19 protein-coding genes, 1 tRNA gene and 1 pseudogene are annotated in these 20,871 nt (G+C 72.0%); 19 read left to right on the top strand and 2 right to left on the bottom strand.

Features of this window, described 5'->3' with window-relative positions; translation table 11 throughout:
* Positions 1-33 precede the first annotated feature (33 nt).
* From ACFVXG_RS11090 to ACFVXG_RS11055, 8 genes are all read left to right on the top strand, one after another.
* Entirely contained in the window at positions 34-270 is a 237-nt protein-coding gene (locus tag ACFVXG_RS11090; RefSeq protein ID WP_350506234.1) for a hypothetical protein, read from the top strand.
* A gap of 340 nt (positions 271-610) precedes the next feature.
* Positions 611-1,168 (top strand): tRNA adenosine deaminase-associated protein, encoded by a 558-nt coding sequence (locus ACFVXG_RS11085; protein WP_350506233.1) that lies wholly within the window; start codon positions 611-613, stop codon positions 1,166-1,168.
* A 50-nt stretch (positions 1,169-1,218) separates the two neighbouring features.
* A complete protein-coding gene (gene tadA / locus ACFVXG_RS11080) occupies positions 1,219-1,746 on the top strand; it encodes a tRNA adenosine(34) deaminase TadA (protein WP_387926372.1) in 528 nt (175 codons plus the stop codon).
* 68 nt (positions 1,747-1,814) lie between these two features.
* Positions 1,815-1,904: transfer RNA gene (locus tag ACFVXG_RS11075), tRNA-Ser, on the top strand.
* 485 nt (positions 1,905-2,389) lie between these two features.
* Positions 2,390-2,554: a hypothetical protein gene (locus ACFVXG_RS11070; RefSeq protein ID WP_188304848.1), complete on the top strand. Its 165-nt coding sequence runs from the start codon at positions 2,390-2,392 to the stop codon at positions 2,552-2,554.
* Positions 2,555-2,566: 12 nt separating this feature from the next.
* A complete protein-coding gene (locus ACFVXG_RS11065; protein WP_387926370.1) occupies positions 2,567-2,860 on the top strand; it encodes a Dabb family protein in 294 nt (97 codons plus the stop codon).
* 333 nt (positions 2,861-3,193) lie between these two features.
* A complete protein-coding gene (locus ACFVXG_RS11060) occupies positions 3,194-3,976 on the top strand; it encodes an RNA polymerase sigma factor SigF (protein ID WP_387926506.1) in 783 nt (260 codons plus the stop codon).
* A gap of 145 nt (positions 3,977-4,121) precedes the next feature.
* Complete coding sequence (locus tag ACFVXG_RS11055; protein WP_387926368.1) at positions 4,122-5,087, top strand: RNA polymerase sigma factor SigF; 966 nt, start codon at positions 4,122-4,124, stop codon at positions 5,085-5,087.
* A gap of 15 nt (positions 5,088-5,102) precedes the next feature.
* Here ACFVXG_RS11055 and ACFVXG_RS11050 read toward each other — a convergent pair whose 3' ends face one another.
* Positions 5,103-5,990, bottom strand: a complete 888-nt coding sequence (locus tag ACFVXG_RS11050) for a tyrosine-protein phosphatase (RefSeq protein ID WP_387926366.1) — start codon at positions 5,988-5,990, stop codon at positions 5,103-5,105.
* A 415-nt stretch (positions 5,991-6,405) separates the two neighbouring features.
* Between ACFVXG_RS11050 and ACFVXG_RS11045 the strand changes: the two genes are divergently transcribed.
* The 8 genes and pseudogenes from ACFVXG_RS11045 (at position 6,406) to ACFVXG_RS11010 (ending at position 16,686) form a co-directional block, all read left to right on the top strand.
* A complete protein-coding gene (locus ACFVXG_RS11045) occupies positions 6,406-8,778 on the top strand; it encodes a hypothetical protein (RefSeq protein WP_387926364.1) in 2,373 nt (790 codons plus the stop codon).
* A 114-nt stretch (positions 8,779-8,892) separates the two neighbouring features.
* Positions 8,893-10,407: a GT4 family glycosyltransferase PelF gene (gene pelF / locus ACFVXG_RS11040; protein WP_387926362.1), complete on the top strand. Its 1,515-nt coding sequence runs from the start codon at positions 8,893-8,895 to the stop codon at positions 10,405-10,407.
* Between the two features lie 120 nt (positions 10,408-10,527).
* Positions 10,528-12,081: a hypothetical protein gene (locus tag ACFVXG_RS11035; RefSeq protein WP_387926360.1), complete on the top strand. Its 1,554-nt coding sequence runs from the start codon at positions 10,528-10,530 to the stop codon at positions 12,079-12,081.
* Positions 12,082-12,162: 81 nt separating this feature from the next.
* The gene (locus ACFVXG_RS11030; protein ID WP_387926358.1) at positions 12,163-13,155 is read left to right on the top strand and encodes an SDR family NAD(P)-dependent oxidoreductase; all 993 of its coding nucleotides are present in this window, start codon (positions 12,163-12,165) and stop codon (positions 13,153-13,155) included.
* 73 nt (positions 13,156-13,228) lie between these two features.
* Positions 13,229-13,930, top strand: a pseudogene (locus ACFVXG_RS11025) (NDP-sugar synthase); the annotation flags it as partial.
* Between the two features lie 125 nt (positions 13,931-14,055).
* Entirely contained in the window at positions 14,056-14,973 is a 918-nt protein-coding gene (locus ACFVXG_RS11020; protein ID WP_387926356.1) for an NAD-dependent epimerase/dehydratase family protein, read from the top strand.
* Positions 14,970-15,665: a spherulation-specific family 4 protein gene (locus ACFVXG_RS11015; protein WP_350506223.1), complete on the top strand. Its 696-nt coding sequence runs from the start codon at positions 14,970-14,972 to the stop codon at positions 15,663-15,665. Before ACFVXG_RS11020 ends, ACFVXG_RS11015 begins: the two co-directional genes overlap by 4 nt.
* A gap of 22 nt (positions 15,666-15,687) precedes the next feature.
* Positions 15,688-16,686 carry an endo alpha-1,4 polygalactosaminidase gene (locus tag ACFVXG_RS11010; RefSeq protein ID WP_387926354.1) on the top strand — a complete coding sequence of 333 codons (999 nt, stop codon included), beginning with the start codon at positions 15,688-15,690 and terminating at the stop codon, positions 16,684-16,686.
* A gap of 54 nt (positions 16,687-16,740) precedes the next feature.
* Here ACFVXG_RS11010 and ACFVXG_RS11005 read toward each other — a convergent pair whose 3' ends face one another.
* A complete protein-coding gene (locus ACFVXG_RS11005) occupies positions 16,741-16,941 on the bottom strand; it encodes a hypothetical protein (RefSeq protein WP_350506221.1) in 201 nt (66 codons plus the stop codon).
* 153 nt (positions 16,942-17,094) lie between these two features.
* Here ACFVXG_RS11005 and ACFVXG_RS11000 point away from each other — a divergent pair, with 153 nt between their 5' ends.
* From ACFVXG_RS11000 to ACFVXG_RS10990, 3 genes are all read left to right on the top strand, one after another.
* Positions 17,095-18,048, top strand: a complete 954-nt coding sequence (locus ACFVXG_RS11000; protein WP_387926353.1) for an aldo/keto reductase — start codon at positions 17,095-17,097, stop codon at positions 18,046-18,048.
* 175 nt (positions 18,049-18,223) lie between these two features.
* Positions 18,224-18,625 (top strand): type VII secretion target, encoded by a 402-nt coding sequence (locus ACFVXG_RS10995; RefSeq protein WP_387926351.1) that lies wholly within the window; start codon positions 18,224-18,226, stop codon positions 18,623-18,625.
* Between the two features lie 13 nt (positions 18,626-18,638).
* Complete coding sequence (locus tag ACFVXG_RS10990) at positions 18,639-20,849, top strand: hypothetical protein (RefSeq protein WP_387926349.1); 2,211 nt, start codon at positions 18,639-18,641, stop codon at positions 20,847-20,849.
* Positions 20,850-20,871 lie beyond the last annotated feature (22 nt).

The following is a 20,871-nucleotide window of genomic DNA, read 5'->3' as shown; positions in this document are numbered from 1 at the left end:
ATCAACCCGGCAGTTCTGGGAATGTCACGTCTCATGACGAGCAACCCGAAGGCCGGGGACGGCTCGGCCGACGAGCCCGTCGACGGGGCGGCCCTTCGCGCCGGCCCGCCCCAGGACCCCCCGGAGACCGAGTCGGAGCGCCGCAAGCGGCGGGCCGTCTTCCTGCGCGAGCTCGCCGAGGCCCGAGAGCTGAGGGAGCGGGTCCAGCCCCGGCGGACCAAGGAACGGCGGATGCGCGAGGCGATGCGGATGCGGACCTTCCGGATCTGAGCCCGCCCCGCCCCCGACCCGTCCCCTTCCCGTCCCCTTCCCGCCCGCCACCCCCGCGAGCCGACCCCGCCCCGGCCCTTTCGCGGCCCCGCCCCGACCCCGTCGCGACCCGGACGGGCGTTCGGACCGAATTTCGACCGGCCTCGGACGGCCCCGGCCCGGCTCCGCCGTACGCCGCCCGGCCCTTCCGACACGACCTGCAAAGACGCGCTGCCGAACACCCCCCGCAAGGGCGGGCTTTCTGTCACGATTCCGATGGGACGGTCCGAACAAGCGGACCGCCTCTGGCGCGGGGGCGGCCAGATTTCCGCGTCGCCCGAGCGCGCCGAAGCCGAGACCGATGATCTTGGGAGTGTCCCTGGTGGCGTACTTCGCTGCAGTGCTTGCTCGCTCCGAGGACGGGTGGGATGTGAGCGAGACCGAGCTCGACGACGTCGAAACCCTGGCCGATCTGGCCGAACTGGCCCGCGACTCCGCACAGGACGACGACAGCGTCCTGATCTTCATCGAACAGGAGGACTCCTGGTTCGCCATCGTCCGGGTGGACGGTGAGGACGACCCGCGGATCTTCGTGTCGGACGGCGCCGCCGCCGCCCGCAGCTCCTACGGCTCCGTCCTCACCGACGAACTGGTCGACCAGGCCGGCGAGAGCGAGTTCGGCGACCTGGACCACCTGCTGGACGAGGAGGCGGAGGCCGAGGAGCAGGACGACGAGGACGCGGACGCCCACGGCGGCGTCCCGGTCGGCCCGCTGGGCGACGCCCACCTGCTCACCGAGTTCGGCCTGGCCGCCGACGAGCTGCTCGGCCTCAGCGGCGAGGGCGCGGTGCCGGGCGACGCCCTGGAGGAGATCGCCGAGGCCCTCGGCTGCGGCGAGGTCCTGGAGGCGGTCCGGTAGCGGCACCGGTCGCACCGGTGTCCACCACCGGATGCCCGACACTGGATGCCATGCAGCCCGCATCCACCCCGCTGACCGTCCCGTACGTCCCCCCACTGCCCGCCCCCGTCCGCCCCGACCCGGTCCGCGACCGCTGGGCGGCGCCGATGCGCCTCGCCATCGCCGAGGCCGCCCTGGCGCCGGCCACCGGGGACGTCCCGGTCGGGGCGCTCGTCCTGGGCCCGGACGGCGAGGTGATCGGGCGCGGCCACAACGAGCGCGAGGCGGTCGGCGACCCGACCGCACACGCCGAGGTGGTCGCGATCCGGCAGGCCGCGGAACGGATCGGAGAGTGGCGGCTCAGCGGCTGCACCCTGGTGGTGACCCTGGAGCCCTGCACCATGTGCGCCGGCGCCATCGTGCTGTCCCGGATCGACCGGGTGGTCTACGGCGCCCTCGACGAGAAGGCCGGCGCCGCCGGTTCGCTCTTCGACGTGATGCGCGACCGCCGGCTCAACCACCGGCCCGAGGTGATCTGGGGCGTGCTCGCCGAGGAGTGCGGCGCACAGCTGCGCGCCTTCTTCGACACCCACCGCTGAGCCGCCCGGCGACGGCCCTCCCGATACGGATTTCGTGACCGCGCCACCCGTCCGGTAGAGTTCCCCTCGGTAGCGTGTCCGAGCGGCCAAAGGAGCACGCCTCGAAAGCGTGTGTGGGGGCAACTCCACCGTGGGTTCGAATCCCACCGCTACCGCCATGAACGAAGGGCACCTACGCGATCGCGTAGGTGCCCTTCGTCGTTCGCGCGCACCGCCGGAGGCGGCGGGTCCGCCCCCTGACGCCGGAACGGCTCCCCCGGACGCGGAAAAGGCTCCGCACTCCGGGCCGATGACCACCATTGCCCGGCTCGTACGGAGCCTTGGAGGGGGAGCGGCTCGGGGGACTGACCGCTCCCCCGGCGGAGTCCCACAACCGGCGCCGCGAGGGGGGAAGCCGCGACCACCGGTCCCACAGCGGGGGCTCCGGATCCACGTGCCGGGGATTCCTGCCAGATCCTCGGCACGTCTTCCATCCTGCCGCCCGGGTCCGGACGGGGCACCCGGAGAAAGGCCCCACTCGCGGGGACCTTCGTCCCGCCGGGCGAACGCGTCGCACACTTGATAGGCCGTCCGGTGGATAAGCTGCCCTGAGGGCCGCTCGGGGACCGGATGACGGCGGCCCACCGCAGGGAGGAAGGTCACGATGGCGCAGGCGAAGAAGATCGGCATGGCCCTCCTGCTCATCTTCGTGCTCTACTCGATCATCACCTCACCGGCCCGGTCCGCCGAACTCGTCCAGCTGGGCTTCGAGGGCATCTCGAACGCGGCCAAGGCGGTCGGCACCTTCATGACCGGTCTGATCAAGTAAGGAGCGGCAATCGTGATCCGCCACCTGGTCCTGTTCAAGCTCAACGAGGACGTCGCCAAGGACGAGCAGCGCGTGCTCGCCGCCGCCAAGGCGTTCGACGAGCTGGGCTCGCTGATCCCCGAGCTGCGCGAGTGGGAGTGCGGCTGGAACACCACCGAGCGCGACATCGCGTACGACTACGCGATCAACAGCCTGGTCGAGGACCGCACCGCCCTCCAGGCGTACCTGACCCACCCCGCGCACCAGGCCGCGGCCGGCCAGTGGCGCGAGTTCGCGACCTGGGTGATCGCCGACATCGAGGTCTGACCCCCGCCGCCGTCCCCCGGACGGCCCGCGCCCGCCCCGTCCGGTCCCCGGACGGGGCGTCTTGCTCTGCCCGGGAACAATCCTTGCGGCGCCTCGCCGACCGGGCCCCCACCGCCTGAGCACCGCACCAACACACCTCCACCGGGTGCTTGCCCGACCTGCGCCCAGCTTGTGATGCTATGACCGGTTTTGCCGGACATGGCGAGGTGATCAACCAGCCGCGACACCCGATCCGCAGGGCCCGCCATTGTCGAACTTGGGAGGGGTGACGTGTCCGTGGACGAGGTGTTGGCTGCGATCATCAGCCCGGCCGGCGAACTCCGCCCGGACGGGCTGCGCGGCCCCGGCGGCCGCCCCGTCGTTGACGTCCGGACGCTCACCCGGGTGCTGTTCGAGCGGCTCAGCGAGCTGCCCCCGGGCGCCCCCGAACGGGAGCGGGTCCGGGCCGCCCTGATCGAGGTGAACATCCCCCTGGTCCGCTACGCGGCCACCCGCTTCCGCAGCCGCAGCGAGCCGATGGAGGACGTCGTCCAGGTCGGCACCATCGGCCTGATCAACGCGATCGACCGCTTCGACCCGACCCGGGGCGTCCAGTTCCCCACCTACGCGCTGCCGACGATCCTGGGCGAGATCAAGCGCTACTTCCGGGACAACGTCCGCACCATGCACGTCCCGCGCCGGCTCCAGGAGCTGTGGGTCCAGGTCAGCGGCGCCATGGAGGAGCTGACGGTGCTGCACGGGCGCGCTCCCAAGGTGCCCGAGATCGCGGCCAGCCTGCGGATCCCCGAGGAGGACGTCCGGGCCTGCCTGGACGCCGGGCGGGCCTACAACGCCGCCTCCCTGGAGGCCGCCCAGGAGCACGAGGGCGGCCTCGCCCTGCTGGACCGGCTCGGCTACGAGGACGCCGCGCTGGCCGAGGTCGAGCACCGCGACATGGTCCGCCACCTGCTGGTCCAACTCCCCGAACGGGAGCGGCGGATCGTGATGCTGCGGTTCTTCGCCAACCTCACCCAGTCGCAGATCAGCACCGAGCTGGGGATGTCCCAGATGCACGTCTCCCGGCTGCTGTCGCGGATCCTGACGAGGCTTCGGACCGGAAACTCCTGGGAAGAGTGAGATTGCAGCGCGTTACTCCGACGTGACATCTTGCGACGTTCGGGTTTGCCGTGGCCCGTGTTCCGGTATGCAGGGGGTTGGGCCCCCGCCGGGAACCTCCGTGCGACGGCCCCCGTTCAACTGTCAGTCACAAGGGGGTGGGTGCATGTCCGGAGAGCTGGGCACTGCGGAGATCCACGCTGGTCAGGCCGAGGGTACGACGGTCGCCGAGGACCGGATCCCGCTCCAGCGGGCCACGTCCCTCGAAAGGCCGGCCGCCGGAGCACCGGGCCCAGGAGCACCGGTCGCCGGATCGCCGGTCGCCGGATCGCCGGGCCCCGGGACGCTCGCCGCGGCACCGCCCGGCTCCGGGCTGGACACCCGGACGCTCTCCCGCTCGCTCTTCCTGCGGCTGGCCGCGCTGGAGCCCGGCAGCGAGGAGCACACGTACGTCCGCGACACCCTGATCGAGCTCAACCTGCCGCTGGTCCGGTACGCCTCCGCGCGCTTCCGCAGCCGCAACGAGCCGATGGAGGACATCGTCCAGGTCGGCACCATCGGCCTGATCAAGGCGATCGACCGCTTCGACCCGGAGCGCGGGGTGGAGTTCCCCACCTTCGCGATGCCCACCGTGGTCGGCGAGATCAAGCGCTTCTTCCGGGACACCAGTTGGTCGGTCCGGGTGCCGCGCCGGCTCCAGGAGCTCCGGCTGGCGCTCACCAAGGCCGGGGACGAACTGTCCCAGCGGCTGGACCGCTCCCCCACCGTCGCCGAACTGGCCGCCTGCCTCGGGGTCAGCGAGGAGGACGTGGTCGAGGGCCTCGCGGTGGGCAACGCCTACACCGCCAGCTCGCTGGACTCCAGCCCCGGTGAGGAGGACAGCGAGGGGCCGCTGGCCGAGCGGCTCGGCTACGAGGACCTCGCGCTGGAGGGCGTGGAGTACCGCGAGTCGCTCAAGCCGCTGCTGGCCAAGCTGCCGCCGCGCGAGCGCCGGATCATCATGCTGCGGTTCTTCGGCAACCTCACCCAGTCGCAGATCGGCGAGGAGATCGGGATCTCCCAGATGCACGTCTCCCGGCTGCTCACCCGGACACTGACCCAGCTCCGCGCGGGGCTGATCAGCGAGGGCTGACCTCCGCCGGCCCGGTCAACTGCCGTCGCCGTCCAGCAGGTTGGCGCGCAGTCCGGCCAGCACGCGCTCGTCCAGCCCGAGCCCCTCCCGCCAGAACGCGTCGAAGTCGGCCCAGCCGGCCTCGACCTCCGCGAAGGCCGCGTCCAGGTAGTCGCGGTCGGCCCGGAAGACCGGCAGGAGGAGCTCGGGCTCGCGCATCAGGCCGCGGCGGGCGAAGTCCGCCAGCACCGAGTCGACCACGGGCGCGGAGCGTTCGTTGGTGAGCAGGTAGTCGGCGAGCACGGTCCCGCGGTCCACACCCAGCGCGGTCAGCACGAGCGCCGCCGCCCAGCCGGTGCGGTCCTTGCCCGCCGAACAGTGGAACAGCAGCGGCACGCCGTCCGGGGCGGCCAGCAGCCGCAGCAGGGCGGCGAAGGTCTCGCGGGCCTGCGGGTCGGTGACGAACCAGCGGTAGAGGCCGGTCATCAGCGCGGCCGCCCGGCCGTCGCCGAGCAGGGCGCGCTGCTTGCGCGGGCTGCGGTCGGCGAAGGCGCTGCGCAGTGTCCCGTGGATGTCGAAGTCCGTTGCCAGCAGGGGGAGATGGTGCGCGGTCACGCCGTCCGGGAGGCGGTCGGCACCGGCCTCGCGGATCTCGTCGGCGCTGCGCAGGTCGACCACCGCGCGCAGGCCGAGCGCGCCCAGCGGGTCGAGGTCCTCGGCGGTGACGTGGTTCAGGCCATCGCTGCGCAGGGCCACACCACCACGCACCGCCCGTCCGCAGACCGTCCGGTACCCGCCCAGATCGCGGGCGTTGACCGCGCCGCGCAGGCCGAGACTGCGGCCGACCAGGACGGTTCCTTCCGACTCCGCGAGGGCATTCCGTGCGTCCCCGATTCGCTCGGATGCGATCTGACGATCGGCCACCGCGGCCTCCATTGCATATTCGGACTGTCACATGGCACAGCGGTGCCCGATATTGCATGAACCTGCCCGTTCCAGCGGCAGGATGTGCGAGAGTGTCATGCGCAACGACGACAGTGTAGGTGCCCCACAGAGCCGTGTGAGCCGCACAGTCGGTAACCAGCTGTAGCAGTCGGCTTCCGGTTTTTCATTTTCAATTCATTATTTGCGCGGGCGGTCCGGTTGCGGTCAGAATCAGCGCCTCCATGGCTTCGCCATGAACGTTGGTAACAGGTTCGCTGCACTCTTGCCCAATTGGTCCCTCGCACTACCGACCCTCGACCAGGATGGGCGCCGGGCAGCCTGCTGCCCGCGAACAGCTACACGGGCAGGCGAGCGACGAAGCAGCGCGGCGCCTGACCCAAGGGGAGGATCAGACATGGGTCGAGCGACCCGAAGAGTTGCCGCTTGCGCAGCGGCAGTTCTGCTGGCCAGCGGCCTGCAGACCACCCTGGCCCACGGCGCCACCACGCCGTCGCCCAGGATCGACCTCACCGTCCTGGTCATCGACGACGGCGGCCCGTCGGTCGCGGCGATCACCGCCGAGCTCAAGAGCCAGGGCACGCCGTACAAGGTCGTCACCCTCAATGACACCAGCCGCCCCGTCATCAACGCCGCTTTCCTGAGCGACACGGTGAACGGGGTGCCCCGGGGCAAGTACCAGGGCATCGTGCTGCCGAACGAAAACCCCTTCCCGAACAGCGCCGCCGAGATGGCGGCGATCGCCACCTACGAAGCGGCTTTCAACGTCCGGCAGATCGACGCGTACACCTGGGCCAGCCCGGCCGTGGGCCTGAACTACGCGGAGAATCCGGGATTCGTCGGGACCCTCGACGGATTCCAGGCCGCCACCACCGCGGCCGGAACTTCGGGCCCGTTCGGGTACCTCCGGGGCAGCGTCCCGTTCGAGGACAACGACCCGAAGGTCAGCGAGAGCTACGGCTACCTGGCGACCCCGCTCGCCAACCTGCCGTCCGGCGCCTCCTTCGTCCCGCTGGTCGACGCGGCGATACCCAACACGACCAGCCGCGGTTCGCTGGTCGGTGAGTACACCCACGACGGCCGCAAGGAACTGGTCGTCACCTTCGTCTACAACCAGTACCAGCAGCAGTACCGGCTGCTGGCCCGCGGCATGGTCGACTGGATCACCCAGGGCGTCCACCTCGGCTACGACCGCAACTACTTCGCCACCCACGTCGACGACGTGTTCCTGGCCGACGACCGCTGGGACACCACGCTCAAGTGCACCCCCGGCGACGTCACCTGCCCGCCCGGCACCCCGGGCAGCACCAACCCGATCCGGATGACCCCGGACGACGCCAACTACCTCAAGCAGTGGCAGACCGCCAACAACTTCACGCTGGACATGGTGTTCAACGGCGGCGGCAGCGAGGACTGGAAGGCCGACCACCAGACCACGGTGGACCCGACCGCCAACCAGATGATCGCCGACCAGGCCAACTACCGCTGGGTCAACCACACCTACACCCACCCGTACCTGGGCTGCGTGCAGAACGTCACCGTGGTCCCGTGGAAGTGCACCACGGACGCGTCGGGCAACACCGTCTGGACCGACCAGAACACCATCTCCACCCAGATCAAGCAGAACTTCGACTGGGCCGCCGCCAACGGCCTCAAGCCCGACCCGCAGGTGCTCGTCACCGGTGAGCACTCCGGTCTGCTCACCGCCCCGCAGGAGACCAGCGACAACCCGAACCTGGCGCCGGCGCTGGCCGCCAACGGCATCAGGTTCACCGGCAGCGACGCCTCCCGCGAGCCCGCCCAGCGGGCCGTCGGTCCGTCCACGCTGACCGTGCCGCGGTACCCGATGAACGTCTTCTACAACGCCGGTTCGGCGAAGGAGGAGGCCGACGAGTACAACTGGATCTACACCAGCAAGGCCAACGGCGGCAGCGGCGTCTGCGAGAACAACCCCAACTCCACCTGCCTGCCCCAGCCGCTGGACACCACCACCGGCTACCAGTCGTACATCGTGCCGCTGGAGGCCCGGATCGACCTCGGCCACGTGCTGAGCAACGACCCGCGCCCGCACTTCGTGCACCAGTCGAACCTCTCCGAGGACCGCATCCTGTACCCGGTGCTGGAGAAGATCCTCGGCACCTACCGCTCGCTGCACGCCGACAACACCCCGATCGTGAACCTCGGCGAGCGCGAGATCGGCCAGGAGTTCCAGAAGCGCGCGGCCTGGAACAAGGCGGTCGCCGCCGGCCAGGTCACCGCCTACAAGATCGGCAACACCGTCACGGTCAGCGCGCCCGCCGGTGTTCAGGTCCAGGCCACCATGCCGACCGGAACTGCTCAGAAGATGGCCATCGGTACGGCCGCCTTCGGTTCGGCCTACGCCGGTACGCTCTCGGGCTGGGTGTCCCCGGGCGCCCTGCAGAGCAGCGTCACCCTGCAGCTCCCGTCCGGCAGCGCGCCGGCCGCCCCGGCCGCCGTCACGCCGAACGTCGCGGCCAAGTCCGTCCCGGCGCCGGCGCCGGCGGACAAGAAGGTCGTGCCGCAGGGCGTCGCCACGCCCGTCCCGGCGGGCCCGAGCGACGTCACCCGCAAGCCCGCCCAGTCGCTCGTCCCCGGCAGCGGCACCCCGGTGCCCGGCAAGGACGTCGTCCCGGGCGCCAGCACCCAGGGCAACGGCGCCCCGGCCGGCAACGGCCAGAACGGTTCCGGCAAGGCCCCTGGGGGGACGGCCTCGCACGGCACCACCACCGGACGCTCCGGCAACCGGTAACCCTTTGCACCCCGTGGCGGGGTCGGGCCGATCGCCCGGCCCGGCCCCGCCACGGCTCCCGCTCCGGCCACCCAGGCCGGACAAACGACGCAAGAACAGGAGGGGGGACAGGAGATGCGCGTCACCCTGCTCACCGAGGGGACGTACCCGCACCAGCACGGCGGCGTGAGCGTCTGGTGCGACCAGCTCGTCCAGGGCATGCCGGACGTCGACTTCGACGTCATCGCCGTCACCGGAACCGGCCAGGAACCGCTGGCCTGGGAGCTGCCCGCCAACGTACGGTCCGTCACCACCGCACCCCTGTGGGGCCCGGCCTCGGAGGCCCGGGCGCCGCGCGGCAAGGAGATGCGCCGCTTCCTCAACGCGTACGAGCGCTTCCTGCACTCCATCCTCGACCCGGTCTACACCACCCACTTCGGCACCGAGCTGTACGGCTTCGCCGACCTCGCCCGGCGCGGGCTGCTCAGCCCGGCGCTGCGCAGCGAGCGCGCCCTGCGCACCCTCCAGCACGTCTGGACCCGTGACTACCTGCCCACCGCGGTCTCCCGGCCCACCCTGCACGACGCGCTGAACGCCACCGACCTCCTGGAGCACGCGCTGCGGCCGCTCTCGGTCGAGCCGCCCACCGACGGCGTCGCCCACGCGGCCAGCGGCGGGCTCGCCACCCTGCCCGGGCTGATCGCCGCCCAGCAGTACGGCGTACCGTTTCTGCTCACCGAGCACGGCATCTACCTGCGCGAGCGCTACCTCGGCTACCGCACCGGCCCGTACCGCTGGCCGGTCAAGGCCCTGCTGCTCGGCTTCTACCGGATGCTCGCCGAGGAGAGCTACCGGCAGGCCGCACTGGTCACCCCCGGCAACCGGTACAACCGGCGCTGGGAGGAGCGCGGCGGCACCCCCTCCACCCACATCCGCACCGTCTACAACGGCGTGGACCCGGCCGCCTTCCCGCCCGCCGGGCCCGAGCCCGAGACGCCGACCCTCAGCTGGGCCGGCCGGGTCGACCCGATCAAGGACCTGGAGACGCTGATCCGGGCCTTCGCCATCGTCCACCAGGAGATCCCCGAGGCGCGGCTGCGGCTCTTCGGGGGCACCCCCAAGGGCGGCGAGGCCTACCGGGACGGCTGCATAGCCCTGGCCGCCGAGCTCGGCATCGCCGACTCGGTGGCCTTCGAGGGCCGCGTCGCCGACATCACCGACGCGTACGCGGCCGGCAACGTGGTGATGCTCTCCAGCATCAGCGAGGGCTTCCCGTTCACCCTGATCGAAGCCATGTCCTGCGGCCGGGCGACCGTCTCCACCGACGTCGGCGGCGTGCGCGAGGCGGTCGGCGACACCGGACTGGTCGTCCCGCCGCGCGAACCCGAACCGATGGCGGCCGCCGCGATCGAGCTGCTGCGCGACCCCGCGCGGCGCGCCCGGCTCGGCGAGGGCGCCCGGCTGCGGGTCATCGAGCAGTTCACGCTCCGCCAGAACATCGACGGCTTCCGGGGCATCTACACCGAGCTCCTGGGCACCTCCCGCTGGATGCCCGGCGGGATGGTCGCCGTCACCGACGGCGTCCCCAGCCCGGACTGGGACCAGCAACTGGCCGCCGCCCGGCCCGAGCCCAGCGAGGTCGGCGCGTGAACCACCCGACCATCAGCACGCGTACGGCCGGGGAGGTGGGCGCATGAGCGAGCGAAGCGAGCGAATCATCAGCAGGTGCGCGTGCCGCGAAGCGGCCGCCGAGCGCAGCGAGGTGGGCGCATGAGCGGTCCCATCCGGCTCCTCCCCGACGAGGGCGGCGCCGACCGGACGATGCAGCTGCGCTCCCTGCCGCTGAAGCGCCGCCGCCCCGCCCCGCCCGCCGAACCCGACCCCGCCCAGCAGCTCGGCCTCTCCGAGGACCCGCTGGACGAACTGGCCGAGCGCCTGCGCGACGTCTGCGCCGACGCCGTCCACCCGTACGAGATCGCGGCCTTCCTGGAGTCCGACGGCCTCTCCGACGAGCAGGCCGCGCTGCTGTACGGCCGCCCCGACGCGTTCACCGTCGCCGAGGAGCTGTTCGAGAAGGTCGAGCGCCGCTACCCCGGCCCGAGCTCCGAGTTCGCCAACCCCTGGCGGGCCGACCCCTGGCGCTGCGTGGTGCGCGGCCTGGTGTTCGCCCTGCCCGGGCTCGGCTACCTGCTCGGCGCCAACCTGTTCGCGACCACCCGGATGCGCTTCGGGCTGCCCTCGGGCATGCTCGCGCTGTCCATCGCCACGCTGGTCAGCTGGGGCTTCAACCAGGCGCTGGCGCACCGCTCGTACCGCTGGCTGAGCCGGCTGCGCCGCCGGGAGGCCGCGGTCTGCCTGGCCGTCGGCGCACCGGTCGGCGCGCTGCTCGCCGCCGCCTCCGCGTACGTGGTCGGCGGGCCGCTCGGCGCCCTGTGGTTCGCCGCGGGCCAGTCCTGCTACCTGGCGGCCGCCACCGCGCTGCTGGTACTCGGGCGGGAGAAGTTCCTGCTGCTGGCGCTCGCCCCGGCCTCGGTCGGCGCGGGCGTGGTGCTGGCCGTCGACGTGCCGGAGCTGGTCCGTACCGTGGTGCTGCTCGCCTCGGTGGCGCTGGCGGTCGGCCTGGCCGTCCGGGAGCTGCTGGTCGCGGCCCGCGGCGGCGAACGGGACGGCGTGGAGCTGAGGCTGCCCGTCCGCCAGGAGGTCCCGCACCTGCTGTTCGGGCTGGCCTGCGGCGCGCTGACGCTGATCGCCGGCCTCGGCGAGACCATCCACCAGGCCGTGCAGGCCTCCGGCCACGCGGTGCACGCCGCCGCCCGGGGCGCGCACGCCGTGCACGAGATGAAGACCACCCCGACCGGCCCGGCCATGATCGCGCTGACGCTCAGCCTCGGCCTCGCCGAGTGGCTGCTGTTCCGCTACCGGGCGATGGCCGTGGCCGCGCTGCGCACCAGCCACACCACCGGGCAGTTCACCCGCCGCACCGGCGGGATCCTGCTCGGCTGCCTGTTCATCTACCTCACCACCGTGGCCGCGCTGGACGCCGCCGCGACCGTGCTGTGGCCGGGCGCCCCGTCGCTCGGCGTGCCGCAGCTCGGCGCGATGCTGCTCCTGGGCGGCTCGCTCTGGCTGGCGCTGCTGCTGAACGCCTTCGGGTTCAGCTGGAGCACCGCCCTCATCTGTCTGGCCGCCGCGGTCGCCGAGAGCGTCGGGCTGCTGACCGGTGCGGACCCGATCGTCCTGCAGTTGATCGGCTGCGGGGCGGCCGCCCTCGTCCTCACCGCAACCGCCGGGCCCGCGCTCGGCCGCACCACCCAACACCGCTGAGAATCCGCCTCTCCAGAGGCACCACCGGCCTGGCGCGCTCAGACGTCCGGCCGCTCCCGAAAACGAGAAAGCGAAGAACGCATGAGCAGCGTCGCGGTTACCGGAGCCGAGGGCTTCATCGGCTCCCACCTCGTCGAGACCCTGGTCGCCGACGGGCACCACGTCCGCGCGATGGTCCAGTACAACTCCTTCTCCTCCTTCGGCTGGCTGGAGACCCTGGCGCCGGAGGTGCTGGACTCGGTCGAGATCATCCTCGGCGACGTCCGGGACCCGGGCTCGGTCAACGGCCTGGTCAAGGGCACCGAGGCGGTCTACCACCTGGCCGCCCTGATCGCGATCCCGTACTCCTACCGCGCCCCCCACTCGTACGTGGACACCAACGTCACGGGCACCCTGAACGTCCTGGAGGCCGTGCGCCACCTGGAGATCCCGCGCCTGGTGCACACCTCCACCAGCGAGACCTACGGCACCGCGCAGACCGTGCCGATCACCGAGGACCACCCGATCAACACCCAGTCCCCGTACGCCGCCTCCAAGGCCGGCGGGGACCGGCTGGCCGACAGCTACCACGCCAGCTTCGAGACCCCGGTCGTCACCCTGCGCCCGTTCAACACCTTCGGCCCGCGCCAGTCGATGCGCGCCGTCATCCCGACCGTGATCGCCCAGGTCGCGGCCGGCCAGACCGAGATCACCCTCGGCGACCTGCGCCCGACCCGCGACTTCACGTTCGTCAAGGACACCGCCAACGCCTTCCGCACGGTGGGCACCGCGGCCGCCGAGACCGTGGTCGGCCGGACCTTCAACGCCGGCACCGGCGGCGAGATCTCGGTCGGCGACCTGGTCACCCTGGTCGGCAAGCTGATGGGCGTGGACCTGGTGGTGAAGGAGGACGAGCAGCGCATCCGTCCGACCAACTCCGAGGTCATGCGCCTGGTCGCGGACGCCACCCGGCTGCGCACGGCCACCGGCTGGGCGCCGCAGTTCACGCTGGAGCAGGGCCTGGAGCAGACCATCGAGTTCTTCCGCGACCCGGCCAACCTGGCCCGCTACAAGACCGACATCTACAACGTCTGACCGCCGTAACGACCATGCTCGTCCTGGTTACCAAGGTTCGTGGCCTGCACAATCTTTCCGTGGGGGAAACACCATGCACGCAGTGATCCTGGCCGGCGGTAAGGGCGTTCGACTCCGCCCCTACACCACCGCGCTTCCCAAGCCGCTCGTCCCGATCGGCGACCAGCACGCGATCCTGGAGATCGTGATGCGCCAGCTCGCCGCCTCGGGCTTCAAGACCGTCACCCTCGCCATCGGCCACCTCGGCCACATCATCCGCGCCTACGTCGGCAACGGCTCGCAGTGGGGCCTGCGGGTCGGCTACGCCGTCGAGGACAGCCCGCTCGGCACCATGGGCCCGCTGCTCACCATGCAGGACCGCCTGCCCGAGCACTTCCTGGTGATGAACGGCGACATCCTCACCGACCTGGACTTCGCCGGGGTGCTCAAGCACCACGAGACGTCCGGCGCCCCGCTGACCATCGCCACCTACGCCCGTCAGGTGAAGATCGACTTCGGTGTGCTGACCGCCGAGTCCGGCACCATCACCGGCTTCCAGGAGAAGCCCAGCATCGACTACCGGGTCTCGATGGGCGTGTACGGCGTCTCCCGCGCGGCGCTCGCCAAGTACACCCCCGGCCTGCCGCTGGGCTTCGACGAGCTGGTGCTCGACCTGCTGGCCGCCGACACCCCGCCGGCCGCGTACGACTTCGGCGGCTACTGGCTGGACATCGGCCGCCCGGACGACTACGACCGGGCGAACGCCGAGTTCTCCACGATCCGCCCGGTCCTGATGCCCTTCGAGTCGGCCGGCACCGTGCCGGGCGTCGCCGAGCTGCCGCTCCCGGCCGCCCGCACCGCCCCGGACGAAGCGGCCGAGGAGCCCGTCACCGCGGGCGTCGAGACCGACGGACGGGCCGCGTGAGAATCCTGCTGCTCGGCGGCGACGGCTTCCTGGGCCGTCACGCCACCGCCGTCCTGCGGTCACTGCCCGGGGCCACCGTGCTGACCGCGGGCCGGCGGCCCGCCCACGACCTCCGGCTGGACCTGGGCACCGCCCAGGCCGGCCCGCTCGGCGAGGAACTGGCCGCGCTGGCCCCCGACGTGGTGGTCAACTTCGCCGGCGCGGTGGCCGGCAGCGCGGTCAAGCTCGCCGAGGTGAACGCCCGCGGACCGGCGGTGCTCTGCGAGGCGCTCGCCCTGGGCGCCCCGAAGACCCGCCTGGTGCACATCGGTTCGGCCGGCGAGTACGGCGTCTGCGCGGAGGGCGAGTCGCTCTCCGAGCAGGCCGACGCCCGTCCGGTCGGCGTGTACGGCGCGACCAAGCTGGCCGGCTCCCTCGCGGTGGCCGGCTCGCCGCTGGACGCGGTGGTGCTGCGGGTGTTCAACCCGGTCGGACCGGGCGCCCCGGCGGGCTCGCTGCCCGGCCGGCTGGCGGCCGAACTGCGCCGGGCGGCGCCCGAGGGCGCCGACGCCGTGGTCACGGTCGGGGACCTCTCCGCCTACCGGGACTTCGTGGACGCCCGGGACATCGCCGGGGCGGTCGGCCTGGCCGTCACCGCCGAGGGCCCGCTCCCCCGGGTGCTCAACCTCGCCTCCGGCCGGGCCCAGCGGGTCCGGGCGATCGCCGACGGCCTGGTCGCGGCGTCCGGCTTCACCGGCCGGATCGACGAGAGCGGGGCGGGCTCCGAGCGCTCGGCCGCGGTCTCCTGGCAGCAGGCCGACGTGTCGGCCGCCGCCCGGGAGCTCGGCTGGCAGCCGGAGACCGACCTCTCCGACACCCTGCGCGACCTGTGGCTCAGCACCGCCGAGCCCGCGCCGACCCCGGTGGTCGCATGACCGCCGGGACCACCCCCGACGGCCGCCTGCTGGTGCCGCTGTACGTCCACCCCGCGGTGGACCCGGCGGCCTGGCGGGCGGTCGCCGCCGCCGGCCCCGCCCGGATCGCCGCCGTGGTGCTCAACCTCGCGGACGGTCCCGGCGAGGTCCCGGACAACGTCTTCGCCGAGGCCGCCGACGAACTCCGCGCGGCCGGCCTGCCGTTGCTCGGCTACGCCGACACCGACTACGGCCGTCGGCCCCACGCGGCCGTGGTCGCCGACATCCTGACGTACCGTCAGCGGCATGCCGTCACCGGCGTCTACCTCGACCAGGTCACCACCCACCCGGGCGCGCTGGCGCACTACCGGCGCCTCGCGACGGCGGCCCGGGCGGCCGGCTGCGGCACCGTGGTGTTCGGCCACGGCGAGCACCCGGACCCGGCCTACGCCGAGGTCGGCCTGGCCGACCTGCTGGTCACCTTCGAGGGCGACTGGGACGCGTACCGGGCCATGACCCTGCCCCTGTGGACCGCCCGCCACGCGGCGTCCCGCTTCTGCCACCTGGTCTACGACGTCCCCGCCGAGGCCGCCGAGGACGCCTCCGCACTGATCGCCGCCCGGCGAGCCGGCGTCGGCTGCGCCGTACCGGGCGCCGGGGAGAACCCCTGGCGCACCCTGCCCCACGGCCTGACCGCCGCTGAACTGACCTGACCCGATCCGGAGTTCGACTACCGTGAACCGCCGCACCCGGCTGCTGCCGGCCGCCATAGCCTTCGCCACCGTCACCGCCCTGCTGGTCAGCTCCTGCAGCAGTTCGAGCTCGGACGACGACCACGACTCGGCCGACGGCACCCAGAGCGACTCGCCCACGGCCACCGCGCCGAGCACCCCCGGCACCGCCACGCCCAGCACCCCCGGCACGCCCAGCGCCCCCGGCACCACCTCGGCCCCGGGCACCCCGGGCGCCACCACCGCCCCGGGCACCCCGCCGGGCACCACCCCGCCCGGCACCACCCCGCCGCAGGCCGGCGCCCGCTGGCAGCCCACCCCCGGCCTGACCTGGCAGTGGCAGCTCGGCGGCGGCCCCGTGGACCAGTCGGTGGACGTGCCGGTCTACGACATCGACGGCTTCGAGAACGACGCCTCAGTGGTCGCTGCTCTGCACGCCAAGGGCCGCAAGGTGATCTGCTACATCAACGCCGGCTCCTGGGAGGACTTCCGCCCCGATTCCGCCACCTTCGCCAAGACCCTGCAGGGCTCGGACACCGGCTGGAAGGGCGAGAAGTGGTTCGACATCCGCAAACTCGACCAGCTGAAGCCGCTGATGGCCGCCCGCTTCGACATGTGCAGGAGCAAGGGCTTCGACGCCATCGAGCCGGACACCATCGAGGCCTACAACCAGAACAGCGGCTTCCCGCTGACCCCGGCCGACCAGCTCGCCTACAACCGGATGCTGGCCCAGCTCGCGCACGAACGCGGCCTGGCCATCGGCCTCAAGAACGACCTGGACCAGATCCCCGCGCTGCTGCCGGACTTCGACTTCGCGGTCAACGAGGAGTGCTCGCAGTTCGACGAGTGCGACCGGGTCTCGCCCTTCATCAAGGCGGGCAAGGCGGTCTTCCACGTCGAGTACAAGCTCGACACGGACCAGTTCTGCGCCAAGACCAAGGCCCTGGGCTTCAGTTCGATGCAGAAGAAGCTCGACCTCAACGCCTGGCGCAAGCCCTGCTGAAGCCGGTGCTTCCCGTCGCGCGGGTGACCCTCACCGGGGCCACCCGCGCGAGGGTCACTTGACCGCCAGCCAGACGACGGCGCCCAGGACGACCAGGGCGACGACGGCGACCAGCGCGATCACGCCGGTGCGACTGCCGCTTTTGCTGCTGCCGTAGGTGGAGACGGAGCCCGGTGCCTGGGGCGCCGGGGTCTCGTCGACGAACGCCCGGAACATCTGGGTGCTACCGGCGGGGTCGTAGTCGTTGTCAGCCATGGCACGGACTCTAACGAATCCGCCCACCTCAGGCACACCCCGGACCCACCCCGGGCGCGGGTACCACCCGCGCGTGCGACGGTGGTACGACCGGATCGTGAATTCCGTGTGACCGACGGAATGTGCTGCCGCGCAAGCGGGTTGACTGCGGGCATGACCGGAAACCAGAGCCGGGTCCGCCTCGGCACCTCCGACCTGTTCGTCCACCCGCTCTCCCTCGGCGGCAACGTCTTCGGCTGGACGGCCGACGAGCAGCAGTCCTTCGCCGTGCTGGACGCCTACACCGCCGCCGGCGGCAACTTCGTCGACACCGCCGACGTCTACTCCGCCTGGGCCCCCGGCAACGCCGGCGGCGAGTCCGAGACGGTCATCGGCAACTGGCTGCGCAGCCGGGGCAACCGCGACTCCGTCGTGATCGCCACCAAGGTCGGCATGCACCCCGAGGCGGGCGGCCTGGGCGCGGCCAACATCAAGGCCTCCGTCGAGGGCTCGCTGCGCCGCCTGGGCGTGGACCACATCGACCTCTACTACACCCACCGGGACGACGACACCCCGGTCGAGGAGTTCGTGACGGCGCTGGACGATCTGGTCCGCGCGGGCAAGGTCCGGGCGGTCGCCGCCTCCAACATCTCCGCCGAGCGGCTCGCCGAGGCGCTGGCCTTCGCCGAGCGCGAGGGCCTGGCCAAGTACGTCGCGGTCCAGCCGCACTACAACCTGGTGTCCCGGGACACCTTCGAGGGCCCGCTGGCCGACGTGGTCGCCGAGCACGGCCTCGCCACCGTGCCCTACTACGCGCTCGCCTCCGGCTTCCTCACCGGCAAGTACCGCCCGGACGGCCCGGGCGTCGACAGCGCCCGCGCCGAGGGCGCCGCCCGCTACCTAGCCGAACCGCGCGGCCCCAAGGTCCTGGAGGCCCTCGACGCGGTCGCCGCCGACCACGGCGTCGAACCCGCCACCGTCGCCCTCGCCTGGCTCGCCGCCCGCCCCACGGTCGCCGCCCCCATCGCCAGCGCCCGCACCGTCGACCAGCTCCCCCCGCTCCTCGCCGCCTCCACCCTCACCCTCACCCCCGCCCAAACCACCCTCCTCACCACCGCCTCCGCCTGACCCACGCACCCCGCAGGCCGCCAACCCGCCCCCACCGGGCCCTCGTTGGCGGCCTGCGGCATTCCCCCGCCCCCACCGGACCGGGAACTATCGGCCGCCCCGGGCAGTCATGGTCAATGAATCACCAAGAACTGACCAAGACTTCACCGCTCACGACTCCACCACGGGGGACGATTTGGCCGGCAATCCTGCCTGGGACGGTCTCTTCAACGATGACGACCGGAAGAAGTACGCGAGCCTCCAGCTGAACTCCGCCGGCGGCACCGGCACCGGCACCGGCGGGACGGTGACCGTCAGCCCGGCCGACCTGCGCGCACGAGCCGGCACCGTCGACGAGATCCAGGGCACCTTCCGCGGCGTCGACCACTCCGCACAGGAGAAGACCACCACCGCATACGGCTCACTGACCAGCTGGCAGACCGGCCCGGAGCTCCGCGCCCGCTCCATACGCTGGGACAACCAGGTGGCCACTCTCGGAAACACCCTCTTCGACATCGCCAAGCGGCTGCGCACGACCGCAGACCGCTACACGGCGACCGAGAACGCCAACAAGCAGAACCTGCCCGGCGGGAAATGAGGGAGCCCGGACCATGCTGACCTACGAAACCGTCCGGACCGCCAAGATCGAGCCGCTCCACGCGGCCGCCGAGGACTGGAAGACCCTGCAGGCCCGCTACCAAGGCCTGAAGGACCGGCTGACCACTGAGGTCGTCAACAAGCTGGCCACCGGCTGGGAGGGTGAGGCCGCCGCCGAGGCCCGCTCGCTGATCAAGAAGGCCGCCGAACAGATCGACGCCGCCGGCAAGGAGTCCACCGATCTCGGCGGGCTGCTCGAAGACGCCGCCAAGCAGTTCGCCGCGGCACAGAACCAACTCAGGAAGCTCGCTGACGAGGAGGCCCCCGCAGCCCACCTCAAGGTCGACGCCACCGGAGTGGTCACCGACATCCACCCGTTGCTCCATGACAAGGCCGCGCAGGCCGACCCGGACTACCAGACGGTCTTCCTGCCACAGCGGAAGCGGGCGGTGGAGGACATGGTCCACGCCATCGAGGCCGTCCTCAAGCAGGCCGCCGAGGCGGACGAGGCCGCCTCCTGGGCACTGCGCTCGGACCCGAACGGCGCGAACGACAACTCGTTCAACCCCAACGGCTACCAAACCCTCAGCGCCGCCGCCGAGGCCCGCAAGGACCTGTCCGAGGCGCTCGCCCTGGCCGGCAAGGGCGGCGACCTCTCGGTCGACGAACTGACGAAGCTCAACGCCCTGCTGGAGAAGCGCAGGAACGACCCGGCCTTCGCCGAGCAGTTCGCCACCACGCTCGGCCCGCGCGGGACCCTGGAGTTCTGGCGGGACGTCAACGACCCCGCGAGATTCGGCGCGTACAGCAAGGAACGCAACGAGGCCGTGAAGAAGCTCCAGGCCTCGCTGGGCGCGACCGTCGGCACCGCCACCCAGAGCCACAGCAAGGCCATGCAGGACTGGGAGAACGGGATGCTCGAACTCGGCCCCCGGGTTCTGAACCGTCCGGGCGGCGGCCCGATGCCACTGGGCTACCAGCTGATGAGCAGCCTGATGCGCTCGGGCGAGTACGACAGCGACTTCCTCAACGCCTACGGCGAGAAGCTCCTCAAGTACGAGCGCGATGCCAAGACGGACCCCCAGGTCATCTGGGCGCCCGACTCGACCCAGCCGAGCTGGGACCACCTCGGCGAGGGCCGCGGCGGCGACGCGGTGGCCGGCTTCCTGGAGTCGCTGAGCCACAACCCGCAGGCCTCCACGCGCTTCCTGGACCCAGGGGATCCCCGGCTCAACGACCACCTCAAGTACCTGCTGGACGAGCGGGGCTGGCCCGGTGAACGAGGCCCCGACGGCCGGACCGCCCAGGGCCACCACTCGCTCGGCCTGGCCATCGAGGCCGCCGCCACCGGCGACCGTGCCGGGCAGGAGGACGCCGTGAAGCACCACACCGATGGCCAGGCCCGGGTCATGCGCGACACCGTCAACATGTTGGACGGCGGCATCGGCCACGAGAAGCTCCCGGCCGGCATGCAGCGCCCGATCGCCGGTGCCCTGGCCGACTACGCCTCGGACACCCACGACATCCTCTCCGGCACCAACCGGGCCTCCAAGGACCACGCGGGCAAGGACGCCAGCGGTGTCTGGACCGACCCGGCGACCGGGGAGACCAGGATGGCCACCGACAAGGGCGCGTTGATCCGGGTCCTTCGCGGCATCGCCGACGACCCCGAGTCCCACCACATCGTCCAGCAGGCCGAGATGGTGCACGTCGCGCAGCAGCTCGCCGAGCTCCCCCCGAACGTGGGCGAGAAGGAGTGGAAGGGCCTCATGGCCAACTCCGCGGTCGCCCTCGGCACCTTCGACGCCGTCCAGGCCGACGCGATCCTCGACCAACGCGACGACGACACCAAGGTCGCGGCCTGGAAGGCCAAGGGCCTGTACCAGGGCATCGGCACCCCGATGAAGCTGGTGCCGGTCCCCGGAGTGGGCGACCTGGCACAGACCCTGGTCGGCTCCGGGATCATGGGGTGGCAGATGCACGCAAGCGAGGAGATCAACGCGGCCGCGGCCGGCCGGATCGAGCAGAACACCCTCACCGGCGCCAACGGCCGCAGCGGCCACGAGGGCATCAGCGCCATGGTCGAGAAGTGGCAGCAGGAGCGCAACCACCTGAACCCCGACTCCCTCTCCGTCGACTGGGACGAGCAGCAGATGCGGACGATCTACAACACCGGTCGCTCCGACGCAGCCACCGCGCTCGGCCGTGGGGGCGAGAACAAGTGACGCCCGGGACTACGGGGTCGGG

This window comes from Kitasatospora sp. NPDC058162, from assembly GCF_042884005.1.
In the GTDB taxonomy this organism is placed as follows: domain Bacteria; phylum Actinomycetota; class Actinomycetes; order Streptomycetales; family Streptomycetaceae; genus Kitasatospora.
The sequence above is the reverse complement of the archived record's forward strand: the minus strand, read 5'-3'. Positions and strand labels throughout refer to the sequence as shown.